Origin of the sequence: Aeromonas sp. Y311-2, from assembly GCF_027706025.1 — a bacterium.
Taxonomy (GTDB): Bacteria; Pseudomonadota; Gammaproteobacteria; order Enterobacterales; family Aeromonadaceae; genus Aeromonas; species Aeromonas veronii.
The window spans coordinates 186,141-210,968 of record NZ_JAPDCL010000002.1; the positions used below are offsets into that span (position 1 = coordinate 186,141).

Here is a 24,828-nt window from a genome sequence, read left to right on the forward strand (position 1 = left end):
CCCACGTTTGGGCTCGAAATTCCATTTACATTCCTCGTCAGACACAATGCCTAGCGGAAAAACCTTTTGCAAGCGGGAAAACCGCAGAAAATCATGCCGTAAGCGTCAAGCGGATCAACAGAATAATGGCTGCGGCAACGGGGCAGGGTGACGTGAACGTCAAGCCGAGGCGGGTTCGAAGATCACATAGACCTTGCGACAGGGGGTGAGGGTCTCCCACTCGCCGACAAAGCCTGCCGGAATCACGAATTGATCGCCGGGTTTGAGGGCCAGCTGGCCGCCCTCACTGTCGTGGATCACCACATCCCCCTCCAGCAGCTGGCAATACTCGTGCTCGGTGTAGTGAATGGTCCAGCGGCCGGGCTCGCAGCTCCAGAAGCCCACGTGAAACTGCTGGCTTGGGTCGGAGTAGTGGTTCCACACCGTTTGCGCCGGGTTGCCCGCTTTAATGCGCTCGGGGGCTGGCATCAGCGGGGTAGGGGCCGCCTCATGGCGATCGAGCAAAATCCAGTCGTTGAGGGTCTTCATGGTGCCTCCCTGGCAATGGGGATATGAAAACGGGGCCATCCAGGCCCCGCGTTTGTTCGTTTTATTAAACGAGGTTGTGCATAACTTAAACGATGTGCATTCCCTTGCCAAGAGCCGCAGCCCGACGACTCAAAGTGGCTGCAAGCGGCGGATCACATGACGGGCAAAGCCGCTGCCCGCTTCGTTGTAGACGTTGAACACCGCATCCACCCCCTGCTCCTGCAAGGAGGCGATATCATCCTCGAAGCGGACGATGGCGGCTATCTTGCCGTTGAACCCGTGGCTGCGCAGCTTCTCGATGGCGTAGAGATTCCCCGAGTGATGGGGCATCGCCAGCAGCACCAGATTGACCTGATTGGAGAGCAGCACCTTGTCCCAGAAGTCGGTATCGGTGGCATCCCCCTCGATGACGTTCATCCCCTGGGCGCGCAGGGTGGGCAGCTTCTCGCTGTCGTTCTCCACCCCGAGGATGACGTTGCCGTACTTGTTCTCCAGCTCGAAGTAGGCTCCCTGACCGATCCGCCCCATACCGAGGATGATCACCCCGGCATCGCCAAGCTCTATGGGTCTGTCTTCCGGATGGAGGTTGCTCGCCTGCAATCCCCGCAGCCAGTGGCCGATGCGGTGGTAAATGCGCTCGCTCTGGGCATTGAGGGGAGCGGAGATCATAAAGCTGGCCGCCAGTGCCAGCGAGACCGCCACCAGCCACTCGTGGGAGAGCCAGCCTGCCTTGGCGGCGATGGCGGCGACGATCAGGCCAAACTCCGAGAAGTTGGTGAGCGCCAGGGTCGAGAGCAGGGCGGTACGCACCCGCAGGTGAGCGCCGCTGTAGACCAGATAGTAGAGGACACTTTTGAGCGGCAGGGCCAGCACCAGCGCCAGTGCCAGCAACATGGTGTCGTGGGTCGGCAGGCCGTTGAGGCCGATGGTGAGAAAAAAGCAGACCAGAAAGAGGTCTTTGAGGTTGAAGAGCGCCTTGGCCAATCCCGCCGCAGCCGGATGAGAGGCGAGCAGCATGCCGATGATCAGCGCCCCCAGATCCGGCTTGAGGCCGACCACTTCAAAACCGGCGGCCCCGACCACCAGCGCCAGAAACACCCCGAACAGCACCTGCAATTCGCCGTGCCCGGCACGCTCCAGTAGCTTGAACAGCAGCGGGCGCAGCAACGGCAGCCCCAGCACCCAGAGTGCCCAGATACTGGGCCACTTGCCGCTGGAAAACGCCAGAAACGCCACCGCGAACACATCCTGCATGACCAGCACCCCGATGGCGAGGCGGGCGTAGAGGGCATTCATGTCGCTGCGATCTTCCAGCACCTTGACCGCGAAGACGGTGCTGGAGAAGGAGAGGGCAAAGCCCAGCAGCAGCGCCAGCTTCCAGTCCAGCGACAGGGCAAGTTCAAGCCCCAGTCCCTTGCAGACCAGCAGCACCACGGTAAAGAGCAGGGTGGAGAGCAGCAGATGCAGGCTGGTGGTGCCCCACACATCGCGCCGCATCAGGGTTTTGATATTGAGCTTGAGGCCGATGGTGAACAGCAGCAGGGTGACGCCGAGATCGGCTACCTCGCTGAGGGCGGGAGTATTTTCATATCCCATGCCGTTAAGGATAAAACCGGCGGCCAGAAAGCCGAGCAGGGGGGGCAGGCCAATCAGATTGACTACCATGCCGCAACCAAAAGCCACGGCGATCAGAATGGGTTCCATAACAGATCCTGCAAGGGCAGGAGAGACCTGCCCTGTTTAACGCTTGGGTGGTGATTAGACTATATCGATGTCGACCACGGAGTCGAAAATATGGTTCGGGCGAAACGGCATGCGGTCGATATCGGCGACCTTGCTCACCCCGGAGAGCACCAGCACCGTCTCGAGACCGGCCTGAAAGCCCGCCAGAATGTCGGTGCGCAGGTTGTCGCCGATGATGATGGTGTCGTCGGAGTGGGCCTCCATCCGGTTGAGCGCCGCACGGATGATCCAGGCGCTCGGCTTGCCGACATAGAACGGCTTCTTGCCGGTCATTCGCTCGATGGGGGCGCACAGGGCGCCGCAGGCCGGGTGCATCATGGGGCCGTGGGTGTCGGGGTTGGTGGCGATAAAGCGGGCTCCCTGATCGACGAACTTGGCCCCCTGTTGCATCATGGTCCAGTTGTAGTTGCGGGTCTCGCCCACCACCACGAAGTCCGGGTCGATATCGGTGATGGTGAAACCGGCCTTGTAGAGCTCGTGGGTCAGCGCCCCTTCACCGATCACATAGGCCTTCTTGCCATCCTGACGCTTGAGGAAGTCGGCGGTGCCCATGGCGGAGGTATAGAAGCACTCCTCCGGCACTTCGATACCTGCGGAACGGAAGCGGTTTTGCAGATCTTTCTGGGTCTGGGCTGGGTAGTTGGTGAGGAACAAGAGCTTGCTGCCCTGCTCCAGCAGGCGATGGACGAAACGGTCGGCACCGGGGATGAGATCGTTGTTGTGCAGGATGACACCGTCGATATCGCAGATGACGTTCTTCTTCATGAAAACTCCTTGTCAGGGCGCAGGCGAGCCGCCAATCGTTAAGATGTTCAATCATTTATGATTTTTGTGACGCCATTATAAGTCTGTTTGATGACAAGTCTCCCCTGTCTCGTCACTTCGGTGCACAATAAAGCTGCCGTCGGGTCAGTCTGGTGGAGGGGCTGACGCCGGATCACTTTGCTGATGGAGCCGTTGCCATGGACACCCCGATTCCCAAGCCAGTCACCCCCGAACACCTCACCGCCGCGCAATTTATCGCCGGACTGCCGAAACTGGAGCTGCACCTGCATATCGAGGGCAGCCTCGAACCCGAGCTGATGTTTGAGCTGGGCCGCCGCAACGGTGTGCCACTGCCCTGGCCCGACGTGGCCAGCGTGCGCGCCGCCTATGACTTTGACTGCCTGCAATCCTTTCTCGACCTCTACTATCGCGGCGCCAGCGTGCTGGTGACCGAGCAGGACTTCTTCGACCTCACCTGGGCCTATCTTGAGCTGTGCGCCGCCGACAAGGTGGTGCATGTGGAGATCTTCTTCGACCCGCAGACCCACACTGCCCGCGGTATCTCCTTTGCTACCGTGCTCGGCGGCATCGAGCGGGCGCTGCAGCGCGGGGAGCAGGAGTTTGGCATCAGCTGGCGGCTGATCATGAGCTTTTTGCGCCACCTGAGCGAGGATGAAGCGTTCGTTACGTTGGAAGAGGCTATGCCCTTCCTGTCACGGATTCACGGCATCGGCCTCGACTCCGGGGAGAGGGGCAATCCGCCCACTAAATTTGCCCGGGTCTTTGCCAAATGCCGCGAGCTGGGGCTGCCGGTAGTGGCTCACGCCGGTGAAGAGGGGCCTGCCGACTACATCTGGCAGGCGATCAACGAGCTGCAGGTATGCCGCATCGATCACGGAGTGCGTTCGGCAGACGATCCCGAGCTGCTGCGCTATCTGGCGGATACCCGGCTGCCGCTCACCGTCTGCCCCCTCTCCAACACCCGGCTCAAGGTGTTCGGCAATATGGCCCAGCACAATGTGTTGCGGCTGCTGGAGCAGGGGCTTTGCGTCACCATAAACTCGGACGACCCTGCCTACTTTGGCGGCTATATGAATGCCAACTTTGTGGCGCTGGCCGATGGCCTTGGCGCGACCATGAGCCAGCTCTGCCGCTTGTCGCTCAATGCGGTGGAGGCGAGCTGGCTCTCTCTGGCCGACAAGGCGCGGCTGACCCGGGAGATCCGCAGTTATGCCGCAACTCACGGGGTGAGCCTGTATTGAGTCAGGCGCCAATGAAGTCGAGATGACATGCACTATATAAAGAGAGGCCCGCCATCACTGGCGGGCCTCTTTCGTTTCAATGGTCGGTGTGGTTATCAGGGAAGGTCAGCGTTATGCCACTCGCACCAGAAACTTCTCGCCCTGTCCTTCGCGCTTGAAGCGCTCGAGCAGGGTGGGCAGCGCCTCGAAATCGCCGACCATCAGCGGCGGCAGGGTCAGCTCGCCGCTCGCCATCTGCTCCATCATGGCGACACCGGCGGCCACCAGTCGGCTCCACTGTTTGTCCGAGCCAAAGGCGTGTTGGGCACCCAGTGCAATCTCGTGCAACGAATGGCAATGGGCAAAGGCGGGCAGCGGATTGTGCGGGATACGCCCGAGCACAGTCACCATGTGACCGTAGTAGCCCAGCGCGGGCAGCAAGCTCTCTGCCTGCTGGCTGGAGACCAGATCGATGATCCCCTCAAACGGCTCGTTGCCGTTGGCGGCCTGCAGGGTGGCCAGCCAGTCGGGATCCCGATAATCGGCTACACCCTGCACACCGATCTGTTTGAGCCACTGATGGTGGCGTGGACTGGCGCTGGCAAAGACCCGCGCTCCTTGCTGGAGGGCGAGCTGCATCACAAAGCGGCCGACGCTGCTGCCAGCACCTGTGATGAGCAGCGCTTCCCCGTGCAGGCGCGGCAGCTTGGCCAGCGCCTGCCAGGCGGTGAGGCCGGGACAGGGCAGGGCGGCGGCCGCCTCGTCACTCAGGGCATCGGGCACCGGCAGCAGGGCGCGGGCCGGTACCCGGGTGTGGCGGGCAAAGCTGCCGTGGTGGCGCAGGTCGGTGTGATAGGCGACCCGGGCGCCGAGACGCAGATGGCTGACGTTGGCGCCGAGGGCCACGATAGTGCCCATGCCATCGACGCCGGGCACCTGACCATCCTGCCAGTTGGAGTGGCCATATTCGATCAGCTTCCAGTCCACCGGATTGAAGGCGATGACCCGGTTTGCCACCAGCACCTCGTCAGGGGCGAGCGGTGCCAAGGGCAGATCGGCGAGGGTAAGCTGGGTCGGTTCACCGGGGGCATGCCAGCACCAGGCTTGGGTGTGATTCATGATGACTCCTTGTGAAAGCGAGGGGAGATAACAACGAGATCATTGCAACAGTGATTCGGTCAGTCATATCACTGTTGCTAATGCGCAACAATACGGCAGGCCCCAACCAGTGGGGCCTGCGTTACGTGGCCGGTTGGCCATTGGTAATCAGCGGCTGGCTGCTGCGTCATCGGCCTGATAGACGGGGTAGTCGGTCAGCCCTTTTTCGCCGCCGCCAAACAGGGTGGCCGGATCGTGGGGGGCCAGCGGATAGCCGTGGCGCAGCCGGTTCGGCAGATCCGGGTTGGCAACGAAGGGACGGCCAAAGCCAATCATGTCGGCCCAGCCCGCTTCGAGGGCGGCGCGTGCCCGCTCGCCATCATATTTACCGGCGTAGATCAGGGTGTTGGGGAAGGCATCCCGCAGACCCTGCTTGAAGTTCTCCGGCATCAGGGGGGCATCGTCCCAGTCCGCTTCGGCAATATGCAGGTAGACCACGTTGAGCTGGCCCAGCAGACGGGCGGCCGCCAGATAGGTCTCCTGCGGGTTGGCATCGACTGTGCCGTTGAGGGTGGTGAGCGGCGCAAGACGCACCCCGACACGTTCGGCCCCGATTTCGCTACTTACCGCCTCGGTCACCTCTTTGAGAAAGCGCAGCCGGTTTTCCAGCGATCCGCCATAACTATCGGTGCGGGCGTTGGATTCGGAGTCGAGGAACTGGTTGATCAGATAACCGTTGGCGGCGTGTAACTCGATGCCGTCAAAACCGGCGCTGATGGCGTTGCGAGCCGCCTGACGGAACTGGCCTACCACCGCATGGATATCGGCTTGAGTCATGGCGCGCGGAGTGACGGTCTCGACAAAGCCCGGCGCATCGCTGCCGTTATCGACGAACACTTTGACGCCCACTGCGGGCAGGGCTGAAGCGGAGATGGGCTGGGCGCCGCCGATGTTATCCGGATGGGTGACGCGGCCCACGTGCCAGAGCTGGGCGAAGATGGTGCCCCCCTTGGCGTGCACGGCATCGGTCACCAGTTTCCAGCCAGCGATCTGCTCGGCGCTGTAGATCCCCGGCGTCCAGGCATAGCCCTTGCCCATGGGGTCGATTTGGGTGCCTTCGCTGATGATCAGGCCCGCCTCGGCGCGCTGGGCGTAGTAGCTCGCCATCATGGCGTTGGCCACATCACCCGGCTGACTGGCACGGGAGCGGGTCATGGGGGGCATGACGATGCGATTGGCAAGGTGCAGCTGGCCGAGGCGCAGCGGGCAGAACAGGTGATCGTGGCTCATCTTGAGTTCCTCATGGTGGAAGTGAGGCCACTTTATGCCGCCATCTTGTTGTGAAAAAGGGGGGTAATTGCACAAGAGAATTGTGCTTGATGCAGCAATCAGTGCAAACCGTCGGGAAAGAGGCGTTGAGGCATAAAGTTGAAGCATAAAAAAGAGGGCCGTCTGGCCCTCTTCTGTATTCTGCTGGTGGCAGGCTCAAGCCGTGGCGGGCATCACTTTCACCCGCTCGATACGCCGCTCGCTCACCTCGATCACCTCGAAGTTGAGCTGCTGCAGTTGCAACTGCTGACCCGGGGTGGGCAGAGTGCCGAAGTGGGAGAGCAGCATGCCCGCCAGGGTCACGTATTCATCGCTCTCGCTTACCAGCCCCTCGTGCTCCAGCACCTGCTCCACATGGTGGATGTTGGTGCTGCCGTTGATCAGCCACCCTTCGCCATCGCGCACGATATCCGGGGTTTCGTCCTCATCCGGCAGCTCGCCGACGATGGCCTCCAGCAGATCGTGGGTGGTGACCAGCCCCTGGATCACGCCAAACTCGTCGGAGACCAGAATAAGGCTCCCCTTGGCTTTGCGCAGCTCCGCCAACAGACGGATCACGTTGATGGTTTGCGGCACGATAATGGGGTCGTTCTGCTTGGCCAGTTCACTTAAAGATTGCCCTTCGTTCAAGGCAAACAGCAGGTCCCGCGCCTTGACCACTCCGATCACCTCGTCCAGATCCCCGTCACAGATAGGGAACAGGCTGTGGGGCTCGCGCTGCAGCAGGGCGCGGATCTCGTCGCTGGAGTCGTTGATATCGATCCAGGCCATCTCCGAGCGCGGGGTCATGATGGTGCGAATGGAGCGCTCGGCCAGCGACAGTACGCCGGTCACCATATAGCGCTCCTCCTCGCCAAAGCTGAGCGGCTCGGCAGGTGCGGCATCCAGATCGTCATCCGGCTGATCCTGATAGGCCTTGCTGCCCATCAATTTGAAGATGGCGGCGGTGGTGCGCTCGCGCAGCGGTTGCTTGGATTCGTGACGCATGGCGCTGCGCTGGGCCAGTTGGTTGAAAAACTCGATCAGCACCGAGAAGCCGATGGCTGCATAGAGGTAACCCTTCGGAATATGGAAGCCGAATCCTTCCGCCACCAGGCTGAAGCCGATCATCAGCAGGAAGCTCAGACAGAGCACCACCACAGTGGGGTGGGCGTTGACGAAACGGGTCAGCGGTTTGGAGGCGAGCACCATCACCACCATGGCGATGGTCACGGCGGCCATCATCACGCCCAGGTGTTCCACCATGCCGACGGCAGTGATGATGGAGTCGAGCGAGAAGACCGCATCGAGCACCAGAATTTGGGCGATCACCACGCCGAAGCTGGCGTAGGCGCCGACCGGGCCATCATCCTGGGGCTTGGCTTCCAGCCGCTCATGTAGCTCGGAGGTGGCCTTGAACAGCAGGAACAGGCCGCCCCCCATCAGGATCAGGTCCCGACCGGAGAAGGGGTGATCCCACAGGTGCAAAATCGGGGTGGTCAGGGTGACCAGCCATGACATGACGCTCAAGAGCCCAAGTCGCATCAGCAGGGCCAGCGACAGGCCGATGACGCGTGCCTTGTCCCGCTGGGCGGGGGGCAGTTTTTTCACCAGAATGGCGATAAAGACCAGGTTGTCGATCCCCAGCACAATTTCCAGAATGATCAGGGTAAACAGACCGATCCAGATATGGGGATCCAGCAGCAATTCCATTGTGACGACCTCAATAAAAACAGACAGAGCAAACAGTGATCACGGCGCACGATGGCCGCAGTAACAGCAAGGCAAAGGTGTTATTCAGAGGCGCTGATTAAGCAGAAAAAGATAGGCTTTGACAGAGAGAGACGAAGGGCAACTTCGGGGATTGTCCATGATGGGCAATAAAACCTCGGGTGAAAAATGAGCCCTGATGATAGCGGCTGGCGCCAATTTGGCAAGAGCAGCGTCAGCGAGGCGTGATGGGGTTGTGATGCGACAGGGGAGGCGGCGGTGCCGCGCTCCCCCGTGCGGTCGTTACAACCAGCGCTTTTCGCGGGTGAAACAGACCGAGAGCCAGGCATCGCCCAGGGTGTCGCCAAGGCGAGACCAGAGCTCCTGGCGCAGGGCATCCTGACGTTCGACGGGCCACTCCTGACCCGGCGCCACCAGAATGTTCAATTCCAGATCGAAGCGGCGACCGCTCTTGGCCAGATGGCTGTAGCACTCGATGCCGTGGCGCTGGCGCAGCGCCTCGATCTCCTGCTCGACTTGCCGTGGCACATCTCCCTTGGGGGCGATCTTCAACACTTCCCGCAGGTTGCGACCGAGCACCTTGATGGGAATGAGGGTGGCACAGAGGGCCAGTAGCGAGACCAGCACCGGGTCTATGTAGCGGTTGTATTGGCCGTAGCCGATGGCATCGAGGCCGATGGCGACCACGAAACCGATAAGCAGGGTGGCGCTGAGCAGGGTATCCACCAGCCACTCCTTGGAGTCGACCCGCACCAGCTCGGAGTCTACCTGCTCGGCGACCTGGGCTTCGATGCGATAGATGATGGCGCAGAAGAAGGTGGAGACGGCGGCATAGATGAGGGCGTGGCCGAGATCGATCTCCCGTCCGCCATCCAGCAGGGTGGTGATGCCGCTATAGAGAGCGCCAAGGCAGAGCAGCAGAATAATGGTGCCATTGATGACGTTGGTGATGGGCTCGAAGTGGGCGTAGCCATACTGGAAGCGCGCATCGGAAGGGCGGGTAACGAGATAGGCGGTAACAAGACCGAGGCCTGTCATGCCCATGCTGAACAGGGTGAAGATACCATCGAGCATGATGGCGTTGGAACCGACGAAGAGGCCGTAGCCGATGCCGAAGATGGCAAAGGTGATACAACCGAACAGCGACAGGGTAAGCGCCTGTTTTTCGGTGGTGACCAGCGTACTGATAACATGGCTGTGGTGAGCCATAAAAGTCCTCCTTTCAAATGGTGAATATTGCCAAGCGCAAGCGGTTTTCTAGCTGATATACTGCCCGCTCACATGTGAGCGGACTGGCCTGACTGCCATTGACAGGCGGCTGGCCAGTCGTTGTCGCCGGCGTGCCGGCATCAAGCAAAGGATGGGAACAAGGATTCATGATCCCGAGACTCGATTACCAGGACAGTTTGTCACCCACAACCCTGCAGTTTCTTGAGTTGCTAGAGCGCAGCGCATTTCGTGGTGATATCGAAAAGTCTTATGCAAGCCGGTTGGCGATGGCGACGGATAACAGCGTCTATCAGGTAGTACCTCAGGCGGTTCTCTATCCGCGCAGTGCGGACGACATAGCAGCAATGCTCAAGCTGGCCGCAGAGCCGGCGTTCGCCTCCCTGAGTTTTTTCCCTCGTGGTGGCGGTACCGGCACCAATGGTCAGTCATTGGGCGGCGGCATTATCGTCGATCTCTCCCGTTATATGAACCAGATCATGGAAATTAATCTGGATGAGGGGTGGGTGCGCGCCCAGGCCGGGGTGGTGAAAGACCAGCTCAACGTCTATCTCAAGCCCCACGGCTACTTCTTCTCGCCGGATCTCTCCACCTCCAACCGCGCCACCTTAGGGGGCATGATCAACACCGACGCCTCGGGGCAGGGGTCGCTGGTCTACGGCAAAACCTCGGATCACGTGCTGGGGCTCAAAGCGGTGCTGGAGAACGGCGACCTGATGGCCACCGAGCCGCTGACCGGTGAGCGACTGGCCGACAAGCTGGCGCTGGAGAATCGCGAAGGGGAGATCTATCGCACCCTCTATCGCATCGGCAAGGAGCGCCGCGCCGACATCGAGGCGACTTTCCCCAAGCTCAACCGCTTTCTGACCGGTTACGATCTCAAGCACCTCTATCAACCCGATACCGACACGCTGGATGTGAGCCGGGTGCTGTGCGGCTCGGAAGGATCCTTGGGCTTTATTACCGAAGCCAAACTCAACATCACCCCCATCCCGCGCTACCGCACCCTGGTCAACGTCAAGTACGACAGCTTCCCCTCCGCCCTGCGCAATGCCCCCTTTATGGTGCAGGCGCAGGCTCTCTCGGTAGAGACGGTGGACTCCCGGGTGCTCGGGCTGGCTCGCGCCGACATCATCTGGCATTCGGTGAAAGAACTTATTCAGGATGTGCCCGGCAAGGATCTGCAGGGACTCAACATCGTCGAGTTTGCCGATACCGACGAGGCGGAACACAAGGCCAAGGTGGCAGAGCTCTGCCGTCGTATCGACGACCTGCTGGCCAAGGGGGAGGCGGGGATCATCGGCTATCAGGTGTGTGACCACCTGCCGAGCATCGAAACCATCTACACCATGCGCAAGAAGTCGGTGGGGCTGCTGGGCAACGCCGAAGGGCGCAAGAAGCCAGTGGCCTTCACTGAAGACACCGCCGTGCCGCCCGAATCCCTGGCCGATTTCATCATGGAGTTTCGCGCTCTGCTGGATGCCCACGGCCTCGACTACGGCATGTTTGGCCACGTCGATGCCGGTGTGCTGCATGTGCGTCCGGCGCTGGATTTGTGCGATCCCGAGCAGGAGGTGCTGCTGCGCCGCATCTCCGATCAGGTGGTGGCGTTGACCGCCAAATATGGCGGTCTGATGTGGGGCGAGCATGGCAAGGGCTTTCGCTCCGAATACAGCCCCGCCTTTTTTGGCGAGCTGTGGGAAGAGCTGCAGCGGGTCAAGGGGGTATTCGACCCTGCCAACCGCATCAACCCGGGCAAGATCTGCATCCCCTACGGTAGCGGCGCCGAGCTGGTGTCGGTGGATGGCCCCAAGCGCGGCAAGTATGACCGCCAGATCCCGCTCGCGGTGCGCACCAGCTACACCCGCGCCATGGATTGCAACGGCAATGGTCTCTGCTTCACCTTCGAGACCGACTCCCCCATGTGCCCCTCGGTCAAGATCAGCCGTGATCGCCGCCACTCCCCCAAAGGGCGGGCGGGTCTGATGCGTGAATGGTTGCGTCAGCTGGCGGAGCAGGGCTTTGACCCGCTGGCGGAAGAGGTGGCGCTGCAATCCGGTGGTGTGCGCTTCAAACAGCTGGTGGACAAGGTGCGCAACAGCTGGGCCAAACAGCGCGGCGAGTATGATTTCTCCCACGAGGTGATGGAGGCGATGGCGGGCTGTCTGGCCTGCAAGGCGTGCACCAGCCAGTGCCCGATCAAGGTGGATGTGCCCGATTTTCGCGCCCGCTTTATGCAGCTTTATCACGGCCGCTACCTGCGCGCCCCCAAGGATTACTTCGTCGGCACGGTGGAGAGCTATGCGCCGCTGCTTGCCAAGGCGCCGAAGCTGGTCAACTTCTTCCTCGAAAAAGAGTGGGCCCAGAAGGCGACCGAGAAGAGCATCGGCATGGTCGATGTGCCGCTGCTCTCGGTGCCGACCCTGGCCGAGAGCCTGCACGATAACCGCGCCCGCTATTTTGATCTGCCGGGTCTGGAGCGGATGAGTGCCGAGCAGCGCAAGCAGGTGGTGCTCATCGTGCAGGACCCCTTCACCAGCTATTACGACGCCCCCGTGGTGCGCGACCTGGTGAAACTCGCCAGCAAGCTCGGCTTCCAGCCCTACTTGCTGCCCTTTAAACCCAACGGTAAACCCCAGCATATCAAGGGGTTCCTGCGGGCCTTTGCCCGCACCGCCGCCAACAGCGCCCAGTTCCTCAACAAGGTGGCGGCGCTTGGCATTCCCATGGTGGGGGTGGATCCGGCCATGGTGCTTTGCTATCGCGATGAGTATGCCAAGGCGCTGGGGTCGGCCCGCGGTGATTTTCAGGTGTTGTTGCCGCAGGAGTGGCTGCTCTCGCTGCCGGTAGATCAGTTGCCTGCTCGAATCGACAAGACCAAGAGCGAGGAGGGGAGCGAGCCCTGGTATCTCTTTGCCCACTGCACCGAGAAGACCGCCAAGCCCTCCACTCACGGTGACTGGAGCACCCTGTTTGGCCGCTTCGGGGCCAGTTTGCAGCCGGTCTCTGTGGGGTGTTGCGGTATGGCGGGCACCTATGGTCACGATGTCAAACTGGTGGAGAACTCCAAGGGCATTTATGGGTTGAGCTGGGCTGACCCGCTCGCCCGTCTACCCAAAGCGCGCTGTCTGGCGACCGGCTATTCGTGCCGTAGTCAGGTCAAGCGGATGGAGGGGGAAAAGCTCAAACATCCATTGCAAGCCCTGCTGGAGCTGCTCTGATGCTGACGTTCCCCAAGCGGTTTCGGGTGCCGAAGGCCTATCGGCATCCACGTTTCTTGCTGTTACCCGCCACTCCCGCTCAGGCGGTGGTGGAGTTTGTCGCCATGTTGCGCGAGCGCGAGCAGCTCCATCAGCTGTTTCGCCCGCATGATCTCTGGCCCTCCGCCAACTTCAGCCTGAGCCAGCACGAAGGGGATCTGGAGTGGCAGCAGTCGGAGTTTCTGGCCAAGCGCTCCTTTGCCTATGGCCTCTGGAGCCCGGATCGGGAGCCGCAATTCTGGGGCGGGGTTTATCTTTACCCCTCGGTGTTGCCTGAGGTAGCGGTGGAGCTCTTCTTCTGGAAGGTGGCCGAGGCGCCCATCACGGATGAGGAGCTGGAGATTCAGCTGCGCGAGTGGCTCGCCAGGGTGTGGCAGTGGCCAGCCCCCCGCTTGCCGGGGCGAGATGTGCCTTGGTCCGAGTGGCCCGGCGTTACCTACCCCTGGTGACATCCCGCTTAAGGGCATGATTGTGTAACACGCAGCTCCGGGTCGGGGCTGCGTTGTTAACACGTCACCTGGTAACCAACAACTCATATAACCGAACCATTTTGCCGATGGAGGGAGTTTCACTCATATCGGTACGCATTCATCGCTTACATAAGGAGTCTGCTCGCAATGAGTCACGATATTGCGCCCATCTGGCGTAAACCCATGAGTCTGGAGGGGCTCAACGCCACCTCTCGCAACACCCTGATGGCCCATCTCGATATCGTCTACACGGCTTTTGGCGCCGATTGGCTTGAAGCGACCATGCCGGTGGATCATCGCACTCACCAGCCCCTTGGCATGCTGCATGGCGGCGCATCCGTGGTGCTGGCGGAAACCTTGGGATCGATTGCCGCCAATATGGCGGTCGGGCCAGATAGCTACTGTGTGGGGTTGGAGGTGAATGCCAACCATCTGCGAGCCAAGCGGGAAGGGGTGGTGACCGGGCGTTGCACGCCGCTTCATCTGGGAGCAACAACCCAGGTGTGGCAGATTGAAATTCGGGACGAACGTGAACGTTTATTGTGCACCAGCCGACTGACCATGGCGGTGCTCAAACACAAGCGGGGCAAGGACTCCAGCGAGGAGTGATCTGCAATAACGCACTATGAGTGCAAAATAAGCAAGCCATACTCGCCAGATCCCTCTATAATTGCCAACGTCTTGAGAGGCTTATCACATTTTTCAAGACAGCAGAACAAAGTGGCGCTATAATCGCCGCCTTTTTGCTATTCCGCGGTGTTAGCCGCCTGCCTTAATCTGGAAGAATCTATGTCTGATACCGAACAACTGCCCCTTTTTAGTGAGCTTGGACTGGCCGCGCCTGTATTGAAAGCGCTGCAGGACGTGGGCTATGAGCGCCCGTCACCAATCCAGGCCGCAGCAATTCCCCACCTGATGGCGGGACACGATCTGCTGGGGCAGGCGCAAACCGGTACAGGGAAGACCGCTGCTTTTGCCTTGCCTCTGTTGTCTCGTCTGGAAGCTGGTAACCGCAACACCCAGATCCTGGTGCTGGCGCCTACCCGCGAACTGGCGCTGCAAGTGGCTGAAGCGTGCCAACGCTACGCCCACCACATGCCCGATTTCCACGTACTGCCCATCTACGGCGGTGCCTCCTACGAAACCCAGACCCGCGCTCTGCGTCGCGGTGCCCAGGTTGTCGTTGGTACTCCGGGCCGCGTGATGGACCTGATCCGTCGCAAGAACCTGGACCTCTCCGGCCTGAAAGCTCTGGTACTGGACGAAGCTGATGAAATGCTGCGTATGGGCTTCATCGACGACGTTGACTGGATCATGGAGCAGTGCCCGAGCACTCGTCAGGTTGCCCTGTTCTCTGCCACCATGCCGGAGCAGATCCGTCGCGTGGCCCAGAAGCACCTGAAGCAGCCCAAAGAGATCAAGATCGCCTCCAAGACTGCTACCGCGACCACTATTCGCCAGCGCTACTGGCAAGTGACCGGTCTGCACAAGCTGGACGCCATGACCCGTCTGCTGGAAGTGGAATCCTACGAAGCCCTGCTGGTATTCGTACGTACCAAGAACGCTGCCGAAGAGCTGGCTGGCAAGCTGGCCGCCCGTGGTCACGCCTGTGAAGCGCTGCACGGCGACATCCCGCAGAAACTGCGTGAGCGTACCGTCGACAAGCTGCGTCAGGGCCAGCTGGACATCCTGATCGCCACCGACGTTGTCGCCCGTGGTCTGGACGTTGAGCGTATCACTCACGTAGTGAACTACGACATTCCGTACGACACCGAATCTTACGTTCACCGTATCGGTCGTACCGGTCGTGCCGGTCGTAAAGGCGAAGCCATCCTGTTCGTTGCTCCGCGCGAGCGTCGCATGCTGCGCGCCATCGAGCACGCAACCCGTCAGGCTATCGAGCCGATGAAGATGCCGAGCACCGAGGACATCAACCAGCATCGTCTGGCCAAGTTCAAGGAGCGCATCCGCGAAACCATGATGGGTGAAGAGCTCGAGATCTACCACAACCTGGTAAACGAGCTGATCGAAGAAGATTCTGCCGATCCGCTGGAGCTGGCTGCCGCACTGGCCAAGCTGGTACAGGGTGACCAACCACTGCTGCTGGATGACTCCATTCCGGACCCGCTGCTGAACGCTGGCAACGATCGTGGTGGCTTCGAGCGCCGTGACTTCAACGACCGTGGTGGTCGTGACTTCGGTGACCGTGGCGATCGTCCTGCCCGTCGCATGCCGTCCCTCGAACCGCGTCCGCTGAAAGACAACCCGGATGTGGAGATGGAGCGCTATCGCGTAGACGTGGGTGCCCATCACGGCGTCAAGCCGGGCCAGATCGTGGGCGCCATCGCCAACGAAGCGAACATCGAGAGCCGCTTCATCGGCAACATCGACATCGCTGATGACTTCTCCACCGTCGATCTGCCGAAAGGCATGACCGCCGATGTACTGGAAGTGATCAAGAAAGCCCGTGTTTGCCAGCGTCCGCTGCAAATCACCCGCTACACCGAAGTGCCAGCCGGTGGCAACACCAGCAGCCGTCCGCCCCGTGGTGATCGTCCGTTCCGTGGCGACCGTCCTTTCAACAAGGATCGCCGTCCCCAGGGGGACCGTCCGTTCAACAAGAGCGGGGAGCGCCGTGAAGGTGGCTTCAACAAAGATCGCAAATTCGGTGGCAAGCGTCGCGAAAGCTGATTGCTGATCCCGTTATGAAGAAGGCCGCTCATTGAGCGGCCTTTTTTGTATCTGCGATAGGGACTGCACCGTCAGTTTGCCTGTGTGGGGGTCATATTTCTGTTTCATAAGCCAGGTCGAGAGCCAAAGGGACATGAATATTTTCCGATGCAGTTGTGACATTCGGAGCCAGGATGCCATGCTTTTGGTGGCATTCGGGTACAGCCTGATGCTGGTTGCCTGATGTGGTGAGCTGGTTGCAGCAACATTGTTTTGCATTGTGACTCTGCCGTTGCCATGTAGCTGGGCAGAGTGAAACCAATAAAACAAACAGTACGATACGGAGGTCTATCATGGGTGGATGGCTTGGCAGTATGTTGCTGTTATCCGGCTGTCTTGTTTCTGGCATGGTGTTGGCTGATGATCCCTTCCTCAAGATCAAGGGGGATGGCTGTTGCAATGGTAAAGGGGAGGTCGTGTTGACCCGGGCCGAGTTTGAGGCCTTACCTCAGACAGAGGTCAAGACCCAGACCCCCTGGACCGAGGGGGATCACACCTATCGTGGCGTGCTGCTGCGAGATCTGGTCAAGATGTATGGTCTCAAGAGTGGGGAGGTCAAGGCGGTCGCCATCAATGACTACTGGGCGGCTGTGCCGCTGGAAGATGGAGATAAATATGCGGTATTGCTGGCCGAGAAGCAGGATGGCAAGGTGTTGACCCTGCGCAACAAAGGGCCGCTCTGGATCATCTATCCCCTCTCTGAACACCCGGAGCTGAACAAGGAGCTCTATCACAGCCGGATGGTGTGGCAACTGACGGCGATTGAGAGCAAATAAGATGCTGCGCGGCAAGTTTCTGAGCTTGATCCTGATGGTGACTGCCTTTTTGGGGGTCGCCATCTGGTCGGTCTGGAACTATGACCGTGCTTTTAATGCTGTGACCCGCTATACCCAACTCTCCGCCTGGGCGTTGGCGCAGCTGGAGCTGGAAATCCGTGGCTTTGATGAGGCGCTCTCTCTCTATCGCACCGGTTCGACCAGTCAAAATGAGATGAACAAGCGTTTTGATATTGCCTGGAACCGTCTCGATGTCTTCCTGCACGGTGAAGAGGCAAAGCAGGTTCGAGCTCGCTTTGGTGCTGAACAAGCGGTAGGGAAGATCATGGCCCTGTTCGAGAAGTATGAGCAGGCCGTGGTCAGTGGAGAGCGAGATTCGAAAGAACTTGCTCGTTTCGCCGAGGAGTTGGCTCGGGATCTGGCTGCCATCCGCGATGTGATGGTGAAAAATTTCACCGGTCCATCCGCTATTGCCCAGCGGGAGGTACTCAACTCGTCGCGTATCCAGAACTTCTTCATTCTGGCTTTCTTGATGTTGGCGACCGTGGTGATGCTGCTGATGCTGTTTCGCGAAGTGCGCCACCAGCACTTTCTTGCGTGGAATGATGCGCTAACCCGCTTGCCAAACCGGGCCTCCTTGATCAAACACCTCAAGCAGCTGACGGGACATAAAGGGGGGCGCAGCAGCGTGACCGTCTGTCTGGTGGATCTTGGCCATTTCAGGGAGGTAAATGACAGCCTGGGCTACGAGGTGGGGGATGCATTGCTGACGCAACTGGCCGAGCGGATCCGCGCGGTATCGGTTGACGGTCTCTTTGCCGCCCGAACCGGTAGCGATGAGTTTGCCATCATTATTTCCGGCGTTATGCCCACCTATTTGCGCTTTCCATTTCTGGAGCAGCTGCGTAACGAACTTGCCGGGCTTGCCTTGGCGACTGATCCCGCCCACCGGGTGCGGGTCTTTATGGGGGTCAGCCAGTACGTGCGACCGGTACACACGCCGGAGGAGATGCTGCTGTTTGCCGATATCGCCCTCGACAGTGCCAAGCGCAAGCGGCTGAATCGTTACGTGGTTTTCTCCAGCAGCATGTATCAGCACTATCTGCGCAACCGCCGTTTGTCGACCGAGTTGCGCGAGCTGATCCAGCACCACAGCAATTTGCAGTTGAGCCTCTACTATCAGCCCATTGTCCGTGGTCAAGGTAGGGTGCGACTGGGGGCTGAGGTACTGATCCGCTGGAATCACCCGGAGTACGGGTTTATTCCGCCCCTCGATATCATCTCGCTGGCGGAAGATAACGGGCTGGGGGAGGCGCTCGGGTTATGGATCTTCCGGCGCTTGCAACATGATCTCGCCATTTTCCCGAGCGACTTGATTGAACCGCTGGAGATCTCGGTCAACCTCTCGAGTTCCATGTTCACTATAGGGTTGGCAGCCCAGCTGGATGAGAACATGAGGGAGGGGCCGCTAAGCCTGCAACAGCTGATCGTAGAGCTGACCGAAACGATTGCTCTGGATGATATCGAGCTGAGCAAGCAGATCATCGATACCCTGCGTCATATCGGAGTGCGGGTGGCCCTTGATGATTTCGGTACCGGCTGGTCATCGTTCTCCTACTTGCGGGAACTCTATTTCGACAAGCTCAAGATTGACCGCTCATTTATCACTGCCATCGACAACGATACCCGTCAGGCCCTGTTCGTCGAGGCGATCACCAGCCTCTCTCATCAACTCGGTGTGCGGGTGGTGGCGGAAGGGGTGGAGAACAACGATGAGCTGAAGGCGGTGCTGAGCATCGGCGTTGATGAAATTCAGGGCTATTTCTACTCGAGGCCCTTGCCGTTGCAGGACTTTTTGCTGTTCTGCCATCGCTACTTTATCAATCGGAGCATCATGCAGGAGGTTGCGCTGGGTTAGCGAGCGGTACCTTTTCACCGTCACCACAAGCTAACGTGCTGTTGTTTATCTAGTCGAATACAACAAGAAGGCGACCATCTGGTCGCCTTCTTGTTGTGCATTGTGACGTGCAGAGTTCGCAGCCCGAGGGGCTATCAGAGCACCATGGCGGCAATCCAGCCGAAGATCACCAGCGGGATGTTGTAGTGAATAAAGGTGGGCACCACGCTGTCCCAGATATGGTCGTGCTGACCATCTGCGTTGAGGCCGGAGGTGGGCCCCAGAGTCGAGTCGGAGGCTGGTGAACCCGCATCCCCCAGCGCGCCAGCGGTACCAACCAGTGCGATGATCGCCATTGGTGAGAAGCCAAGCTGCAGACAGAGCGGCACATAGATGGTGGCGATGATGGGCACGGTGGAGAAGGAAGAACCGATCCCCATGGTGATGAGCAGACCCACCAGCAGCATCAGGAAGGCGGCGATCCCCTTGTGCTGACCAATGCCGGAGGCGACCACCTGAACCAGAGAGTCGACCCCGTGAGTTGCCTTCATCACGGCGGCAAAACCGGCGGCAGAGATCATGATGAAGCCGATCAGCGACATCATACGCACCCCCTGAGTGAAGGCATCCTGGCTTTCGCGAAACTTGATGACGCCGCCGCAGGTGAAGATGACAAAACCGGCCAGTGCACCCAGTACGATGCTGTTGGTCATCAGTTGCAGCCCCAGCGCTACGCCAATGGCCAGCAGGGCCACCCAGATGTGGGTGAGGTTGAGTTCGACCGCTTCGGGCTCGGCGTCCAGGATCTTGGCCAGATCGTATTGGCGCGGTTTGCGATAGCTGATGAACACCGCGATCAGCAGGCCCAAAACCATACCGGCGACCGGAATGGCCATCGCCAGCGGGATCTGGCTGGTGGTGATGGGCACGCCGTTATCGATCAGGTTCTTGGCCAGAATGTTATTCAGGAAGATGCCACCAAAGCCGACCGGCAGCACCATGTAGGTGGCTGTCAGGCCAAAGGTGATGACACAGGCCACCTGACGACGGTCGATCTGCATCTGCGCCATCACATGCAGCAGCGGCGGGATCAGGATGGGAATAAAGGCGATGTGAACCGGGATCAGGTTCTGGGAGGAGATCGCCACGGCCAGCACGGAAGAGAGCAGCAGGGTTTTGACCCACATGATACGGGTCGAGCTGGCATCCTTGCCCAACTGGTTGATCACCTTGCGGGCCAGCAGGTCGGTGATCCCGGAGCGGGAGATGGCAACCGCAAAGGCGCCCAGCATGGCGTAGGAGAGAGCAATCTCGGCGCCACCGCCCAGGCCACCGCTGAAGGTGGTGAGGGTATCGGTCAACGACAGCCCACCGACCAGGCCGCCAGCAATGGCCCCCAGCGCCAGCGAGACCACCACATTGATCCGCAGCAGACTGAGCACCAGCATCAGCCCGACTGCGATAACAACTGGATTCATTTGATTTCCTTATAGTTTGTTATTGCTGTCTGTCATGTGAAGGGGAGTTAGTTTGCGAAAAATGTGACAAATGTCGAGTAAAAAATCAGTCAAACCCCTCATATCACAGCAGCATGTGGCACAAGGTTGCTCAACATGAGGGTTTGTGACCTGTTTGTCTCCGTGCATCCCGTGCGCAGCGGTGGATAGTGACGTTGATAGCGATTTCCGGTGCGCCGTGCAATCAATCACTTCCCTAAAAAGCGAAGGCTGCCAGTGGCAGCCTTCGTCCGTTTATTCTTGTCCCTCATCGTCGGCAGGGGCATCGGTTGTGTCATCATCCGGATGTGCTGGCGGCCAGCCCCCCATGCTCTTCCAGCGGTTGACGATATGACAGAACAGCTCTGTGGTGCGTTCGGTGTCATAGAGGGCAGAGTGCGCCTCTTTATTGTCAAACGGAATGCGGGCGCTCTGGCACGCTTTGGCCAGCACGGTCTGACCCAGCGCCAATCCGGAGAGGGCTGCGGTGTCGAAGGTGGCAAACGGGTGGAACGGATTGCGCTTGAGGCCTGCGCGCTCGGCGGCAGCCATCACGAAGCCGTGATCAAAGGTGGCGTTGTGGGCCACTATGATGGCGCGGCCGCAATCCTGCTCCTTCATCCCCTTGCGGATCCCCTTGAAGATCTCGGTCAGCGCCTCTTTTTCCGAGACAGCGCCACGCAACGGGTTGTAGGGGTCGATGCCGGTGAACTCCAGCGCAGCCTTTTCCAGGTTGGCCCCTTCGAAGGGCTCGACATGAAAGTGGAATACCTGATCGGGAACGAGCCAGCCCTGCTCATCCATTTTCAGGGTGTAAGCCGCGATTTCGAGCAGGGCATCGGTCTTGGCGTTGAACCCGGCTGTTTCAACATCGATGACGACGGGGTAAAAACCACGGAAACGGCCCTTGAGGGTATGAACTGCGTCGGTCATGGGATCTCGGTCGGGATAAAATGAGGCGGCATTATGGCAAAAAAGCACAGGCTTGTCCTCCCATCCCACGCAGGATACCGCGGCAAGGTGGCGCTCGATTTAATATCTGTGCAGCCACCAGCGGGCGGCAATCAGCGCCGTGAGCGTGCCCAACAGGGCGCTGGCCAGCACATCCACCGGCCAATGCATTCCCATTACCATGCGCGACAGACCAACCCCCAGCGCCCACAACGGCAGCAGCCAGACGCCTGTGGGGGCGCGGGCAAGCCAGATAAGGCCAAAGAACTGGGCCAGGCTGATGGCGGCGATGCTGTGGCCGGAGGGGAAGGCGTAGTTCACCTCGGCCTGCCAGTGGTGGCCGAGCCACTCTGGCAGGGCCAGCAACTGGCTGGCGGCGTGAACCTGTTCAGTGCGCACATCGATGCTACTGGCGTAGAAGTGCTTGATGGCCGGGATCAGCGCCTGACTCTCAAGCCAGAGCAGATAGGGTCTGGGCTCTTCTGTCAGGTGTTTGATCAGGCTCTTGAGCACCCAGTCGCTGGCGAGCAAGGTTGCCAGCACACACCCCAGCGCAATGAAGGGAGCCAGCTCCAGTTTGAGTTTGTAGCGGGTCAGCAACAGCAAGAGGGCGCCACTGACCCCGATCCCGGGAAGATCGACCATGCGGGTGAGGGCGTATGACCACCATAACCAACCTGATTGCAGGGAGCCGGTCAGAAAAGGCTGCCAGGGCAGGGTGGCGAGCAGCAGCAGGGGCAGGATCAACAGGGCAGTGAAGCCAAGCACCTGGCTGCGGGTGAGTGAGGCGGTTGACGTTGGGAGCGACGAAGCGTGTGGCGGCATGGTGGGTATGGGCGATCGCGAAAAAAGAGGGGCATTGTGCCACCGTGACATGCCCGGACAAAGCCGAGCAGCACGTTTGTTACCTCTGCTTACACATTTGTGGCGACATCCTCTGTTTTAGCGGGTTGATGGAGAGGCTGCCGCGCAATGTGGTCCCCTTTCGCGCCGGATTGCATCACAGGCTGAAATCTCGGGCGGCTTTGCGCTAGAATGGCGCCCCCGTGGCGGTTGTGACCAAAGAGAGCCCGATGAAGATAGTCGTTGATGAGAATATGCCCCATGCCGTGGAGCTGTTTGCCGAATTTGGCGAGGTGATCCCCTTGCCTGGGCGGCAGATGCAGGCACACGATCTGCTGGATGCCGATGTGCTGCTGGTGCGTTCGGTCACCCGCGTCAACGGCGATTTGCTGGCGACCAGCCCCAAACTCGGGTTTGTCGGCACCGCCACCATAGGCACAGACCATGTGGACAAGGCCCTGCTGGCAAGCCGCAATATTCCCTTCTTCAGCGCCCCCGGTTGCAACAAGTATTCGGTGGGGGATTATGTGCTCTCCGCCCTGCTGGTGCTGGCGGAGCGTTATGAACTCGACCTCTCGGCCATGACTTTGGCGGTGATTGGCGCGGGCAATACCGGCGAGTGTGTGGCTGGCAAGGCCCAAGCGCTCGGCATGCGGGTACTGCGCAGCGATCCACCCAAGGCGCGTAATACCCCCGATGCGGGCTTTGTCGATTATCAGACCGCTCTTGGTGCCGATATCGTCAGCTTCCATGTGCCCATTACCCGTGAAGGGCAGGATGCCACCTACCATCTGCTCGATGCCGAACAGATTGCCGCGCGCCCTGCCGGGCAGATCCTGATCAATGCTTCCCGGGGCGAGGTGTGGGATAACCGGGCCCTGCTGGCGCGCCAGTTGGGCGATGCGCCTTTGCGACTGGTGATGGATGTGTGGGAGAACGAGCCCGAGCCACTGGCTGCGCTGGTGCCCCATACCGAGATTGCCACCCCCCATATCGCTGGTTACAGCCTGGAGGGGAAGGCGCGCGGTACCTGGATGCTCTACCAGGCGCTGTGCCAGCAGCTGGGACGCCAGCCTCGTCAGGATTTGAGTGGGCTGTTGCCCGCCCCCGATGTGCAGGCAGTGGTGCCGGGCCGCGCGCCGGATCAGGCGCTGATCAAGCAGCTGGTTCATCTGGTCTATGATGTGCGCCGCGATGATGCCCGTTTCCGGGCCCGACTCGGCTTGCCCGGCAGCTTTGACGAGCAGCGCAAACACTATCCCGAGCGCCGTGAACTATCCTCCCTGCAGGTTGAGGGGGCGTTTGCCGACCAGGCGCTGGGCGAGCTGGGATTTGCGCTGTCACGCCCCTGAATCGGGGACTAGGAGTTGGAAGATAACTGGAAGAGGTGAGCCGTACTGGCTACCTCGACCCCCTTTTTTACTGAGCTGGCGCAGATACTACTGCGCTGGCTCAGCCATATCAGGCAGCGTCATCTCGCCGTGCGGGAGCCTGCCGACCATGGCGCCACCCGGCGCCATTGCAGCATTATCAGAGGAGAACAGAATGAGCCAGCAGTTTAACGTAGCGGTATTGGGTGCCAGCGGCGCCGTGGGTCAGGCGATGATCGAGATCCTGGAAGAGCGCGAATTTCCGGTAGCGACCCTCTATCCGCTGGCTTCCAGCCGCAGCGCCGGTGATACCGTGCGCTTTGGCGGCAAAAACCTCGAGATCCTCGATGTGGAGGAGTTTGACTGGAGCCAGGTACAGATCGCACTCTTCTCCGCCGGTGCAGAGGTCTCTGCCAAGTGGGCGCCGATTGCTGCCGAACACGGCTGCATCGTCATCGACAACACCTCCTGCTTCCGTTACGACGAAGATATCCCGCTGGTGATCCCGGAAGTGAACCCGGATGCGCTGGCCGATTTTCGCAATCGCAACATCATCGCCAACCCCAATTGTTCCACCATCCAGATGCTGGTGGCTTTGAAGCCGCTGCACGACGAAGTGGGCATTGCCCGCATCAACGTGGCCACCTATCAATCCGTATCAGGCTCCGGCAAAGAGGGGGTCAGCGAGCTGGCAGGTCAGACAGCTCATCTGCTCAACGGTCGTCCGGTGGAACCGACCCTCTATCCGCAACAGATCGCCTTTAACCTGATCCCGCAGATCGACAGCTTCACCGACAACGGCTACACCCGTGAAGAGATGAAGATGGTATGGGAAACCCAGAAGATCCTGGGGGATGCCAGCATTGCCGTGAACCCCACCTGCGTGCGGGTGCCGGTCTTCTACGGCCACGCCGAGGCGGTACACGTCGAACTGCACCAGCCGCTCGATGCCGAACAGGTCAAGGATCTGCTGCGCAGTGCGCCGGGTGTGACCCTGTTTGATGACGAAGGGGACTATCCGACCCCGGTGCGTGACGCAACCGGCAAGGATGAGGTGCTGGTGGGTCGGGTACGCCAGGATATTTCTCACCCGAGTGGTATCAATATGTGGATCGTGGCCGATAACGTTCGTAAGGGCGCGGCAACCAACAGTGTACAGATTGCCGAGCTGCTGGTTCGCGACTATCTGTAAGGCTGGTCAGATGCCACAGATGCGCAGCAGGGAGTGCTGCGCATCCGGCCTGTGATCAAACCAGGGTGTGACCCATGCCGCACTCCGTCACTTCAAGATTCTGTTGCGATATCAACTGATTAAGTTTTTTCCTACACTCAGGGTCAAGTTGGGTGCTAAATGTGTCGGACTGCTGGCTTGCCAGGCGAGCCTGATTTATATT

Annotated in this window: 19 protein-coding genes; 9 read left to right on the forward strand and 10 right to left on the reverse strand. The window is 60.0% G+C overall.

The genetic code is table 11. The features are described 5' to 3' along the window. Positions 1-159: 159 nt before the first annotated feature. The 3 genes from OKC42_RS02875 to OKC42_RS02885 all read right to left on the reverse strand — a co-directional run bounded on the left by OKC42_RS02875 (position 160) and on the right by OKC42_RS02885 (position 3,036). Positions 160-528 (reverse strand): cupin domain-containing protein, encoded by a 369-nt coding sequence (locus OKC42_RS02875; RefSeq protein ID WP_064338224.1) that lies wholly within the window; start codon positions 526-528, stop codon positions 160-162. Positions 529-657: 129 nt separating this feature from the next. Next, the gene (locus tag OKC42_RS02880) at positions 658-2,232 is read right to left on the reverse strand and encodes a cation:proton antiporter family protein (RefSeq protein ID WP_150388907.1); all 1,575 of its coding nucleotides are present in this window, start codon (positions 2,230-2,232) and stop codon (positions 658-660) included. Positions 2,233-2,286: 54 nt separating this feature from the next. Continuing rightward, positions 2,287-3,036: an HAD-IIA family hydrolase gene (locus OKC42_RS02885; protein WP_005337281.1), complete on the reverse strand. Its 750-nt coding sequence runs from the start codon at positions 3,034-3,036 to the stop codon at positions 2,287-2,289. A 197-nt stretch (positions 3,037-3,233) separates the two neighbouring features. Here OKC42_RS02885 and OKC42_RS02890 point away from each other — a divergent pair, with 197 nt between their 5' ends. Continuing rightward, a complete protein-coding gene (locus OKC42_RS02890) occupies positions 3,234-4,298 on the forward strand; it encodes an adenosine deaminase (RefSeq protein ID WP_111900573.1) in 1,065 nt (354 codons plus the stop codon). Positions 4,299-4,409: 111 nt separating this feature from the next. Here the strand turns inward: OKC42_RS02890 and OKC42_RS02895 are convergent, their stop codons facing one another. The 4 genes from OKC42_RS02895 to OKC42_RS02910 form a co-directional block, all read right to left on the reverse strand. Then, positions 4,410-5,396: a zinc-binding dehydrogenase gene (locus OKC42_RS02895; RefSeq protein ID WP_111900572.1), complete on the reverse strand. Its 987-nt coding sequence runs from the start codon at positions 5,394-5,396 to the stop codon at positions 4,410-4,412. Between the two features lie 147 nt (positions 5,397-5,543). Then, entirely contained in the window at positions 5,544-6,665 is a 1,122-nt protein-coding gene (locus tag OKC42_RS02900; protein WP_111900571.1) for an alkene reductase, read from the reverse strand. A gap of 195 nt (positions 6,666-6,860) precedes the next feature. Next, the gene (locus tag OKC42_RS02905) at positions 6,861-8,396 is read right to left on the reverse strand and encodes a TerC family protein (RefSeq protein ID WP_064338218.1); all 1,536 of its coding nucleotides are present in this window, start codon (positions 8,394-8,396) and stop codon (positions 6,861-6,863) included. A gap of 300 nt (positions 8,397-8,696) precedes the next feature. Next, on the reverse strand, positions 8,697-9,623 hold the full coding sequence (locus OKC42_RS02910) for a cation diffusion facilitator family transporter (protein ID WP_005361338.1): 927 nt from the start codon (positions 9,621-9,623) through the stop codon (positions 8,697-8,699). A gap of 167 nt (positions 9,624-9,790) precedes the next feature. Here OKC42_RS02910 and ydiJ point away from each other — a divergent pair, with 167 nt between their 5' ends. The 6 genes from ydiJ to OKC42_RS02940 all read left to right on the forward strand — a co-directional run bounded on the left by ydiJ (position 9,791) and on the right by OKC42_RS02940 (position 18,795). Further along, the gene (gene ydiJ / locus OKC42_RS02915) at positions 9,791-12,862 is read left to right on the forward strand and encodes a D-2-hydroxyglutarate dehydrogenase YdiJ (protein ID WP_190973229.1); all 3,072 of its coding nucleotides are present in this window, start codon (positions 9,791-9,793) and stop codon (positions 12,860-12,862) included. Continuing rightward, positions 12,862-13,350 carry a hypothetical protein gene (locus tag OKC42_RS02920; protein WP_129503821.1) on the forward strand — a complete coding sequence of 163 codons (489 nt, stop codon included), beginning with the start codon at positions 12,862-12,864 and terminating at the stop codon, positions 13,348-13,350. The genes ydiJ and OKC42_RS02920 overlap by 1 nt, the downstream gene beginning before the upstream one ends. Before the next feature lie 168 nt (positions 13,351-13,518). Next, a complete protein-coding gene (locus tag OKC42_RS02925; RefSeq protein ID WP_005352771.1) occupies positions 13,519-13,980 on the forward strand; it encodes a hotdog fold thioesterase in 462 nt (153 codons plus the stop codon). A 180-nt stretch (positions 13,981-14,160) separates the two neighbouring features. Further along, entirely contained in the window at positions 14,161-16,062 is a 1,902-nt protein-coding gene (locus OKC42_RS02930; RefSeq protein ID WP_005337260.1) for a DEAD/DEAH box helicase, read from the forward strand. 332 nt (positions 16,063-16,394) lie between these two features. Then, positions 16,395-16,877 carry a molybdopterin-binding oxidoreductase gene (locus OKC42_RS02935; protein WP_150388909.1) on the forward strand — a complete coding sequence of 161 codons (483 nt, stop codon included), beginning with the start codon at positions 16,395-16,397 and terminating at the stop codon, positions 16,875-16,877. Position 16,878: 1 nt separating this feature from the next. After that, positions 16,879-18,795 (forward strand): putative bifunctional diguanylate cyclase/phosphodiesterase, encoded by a 1,917-nt coding sequence (locus tag OKC42_RS02940; protein WP_150388910.1) that lies wholly within the window; start codon positions 16,879-16,881, stop codon positions 18,793-18,795. Between the two features lie 134 nt (positions 18,796-18,929). Here the strand turns inward: OKC42_RS02940 and OKC42_RS02945 are convergent, their stop codons facing one another. From OKC42_RS02945 to OKC42_RS02955, 3 genes are all read right to left on the reverse strand, one after another. Further along, positions 18,930-20,252, reverse strand: a complete 1,323-nt coding sequence (locus OKC42_RS02945; RefSeq protein WP_005361308.1) for a Na+/H+ antiporter family protein — start codon at positions 20,250-20,252, stop codon at positions 18,930-18,932. Positions 20,253-20,525: 273 nt separating this feature from the next. Further along, entirely contained in the window at positions 20,526-21,203 is a 678-nt protein-coding gene (gene rnt / locus OKC42_RS02950) for a ribonuclease T (RefSeq protein WP_005333780.1), read from the reverse strand. 99 nt (positions 21,204-21,302) lie between these two features. Continuing rightward, positions 21,303-22,046 (reverse strand): phosphatase PAP2 family protein, encoded by a 744-nt coding sequence (locus OKC42_RS02955; protein WP_150388911.1) that lies wholly within the window; start codon positions 22,044-22,046, stop codon positions 21,303-21,305. 248 nt (positions 22,047-22,294) lie between these two features. Between OKC42_RS02955 and OKC42_RS02960 the strand changes: the two genes are divergently transcribed. Both OKC42_RS02960 and OKC42_RS02965 read left to right on the forward strand, forming a co-directional pair. Further along, positions 22,295-23,416 (forward strand): 4-phosphoerythronate dehydrogenase, encoded by a 1,122-nt coding sequence (locus OKC42_RS02960; RefSeq protein WP_150388912.1) that lies wholly within the window; start codon positions 22,295-22,297, stop codon positions 23,414-23,416. 193 nt (positions 23,417-23,609) lie between these two features. Beyond that, a complete protein-coding gene (locus OKC42_RS02965) occupies positions 23,610-24,626 on the forward strand; it encodes an aspartate-semialdehyde dehydrogenase (RefSeq protein ID WP_040066449.1) in 1,017 nt (338 codons plus the stop codon). The last annotated feature ends 202 nt before the right edge of the window (positions 24,627-24,828 follow it).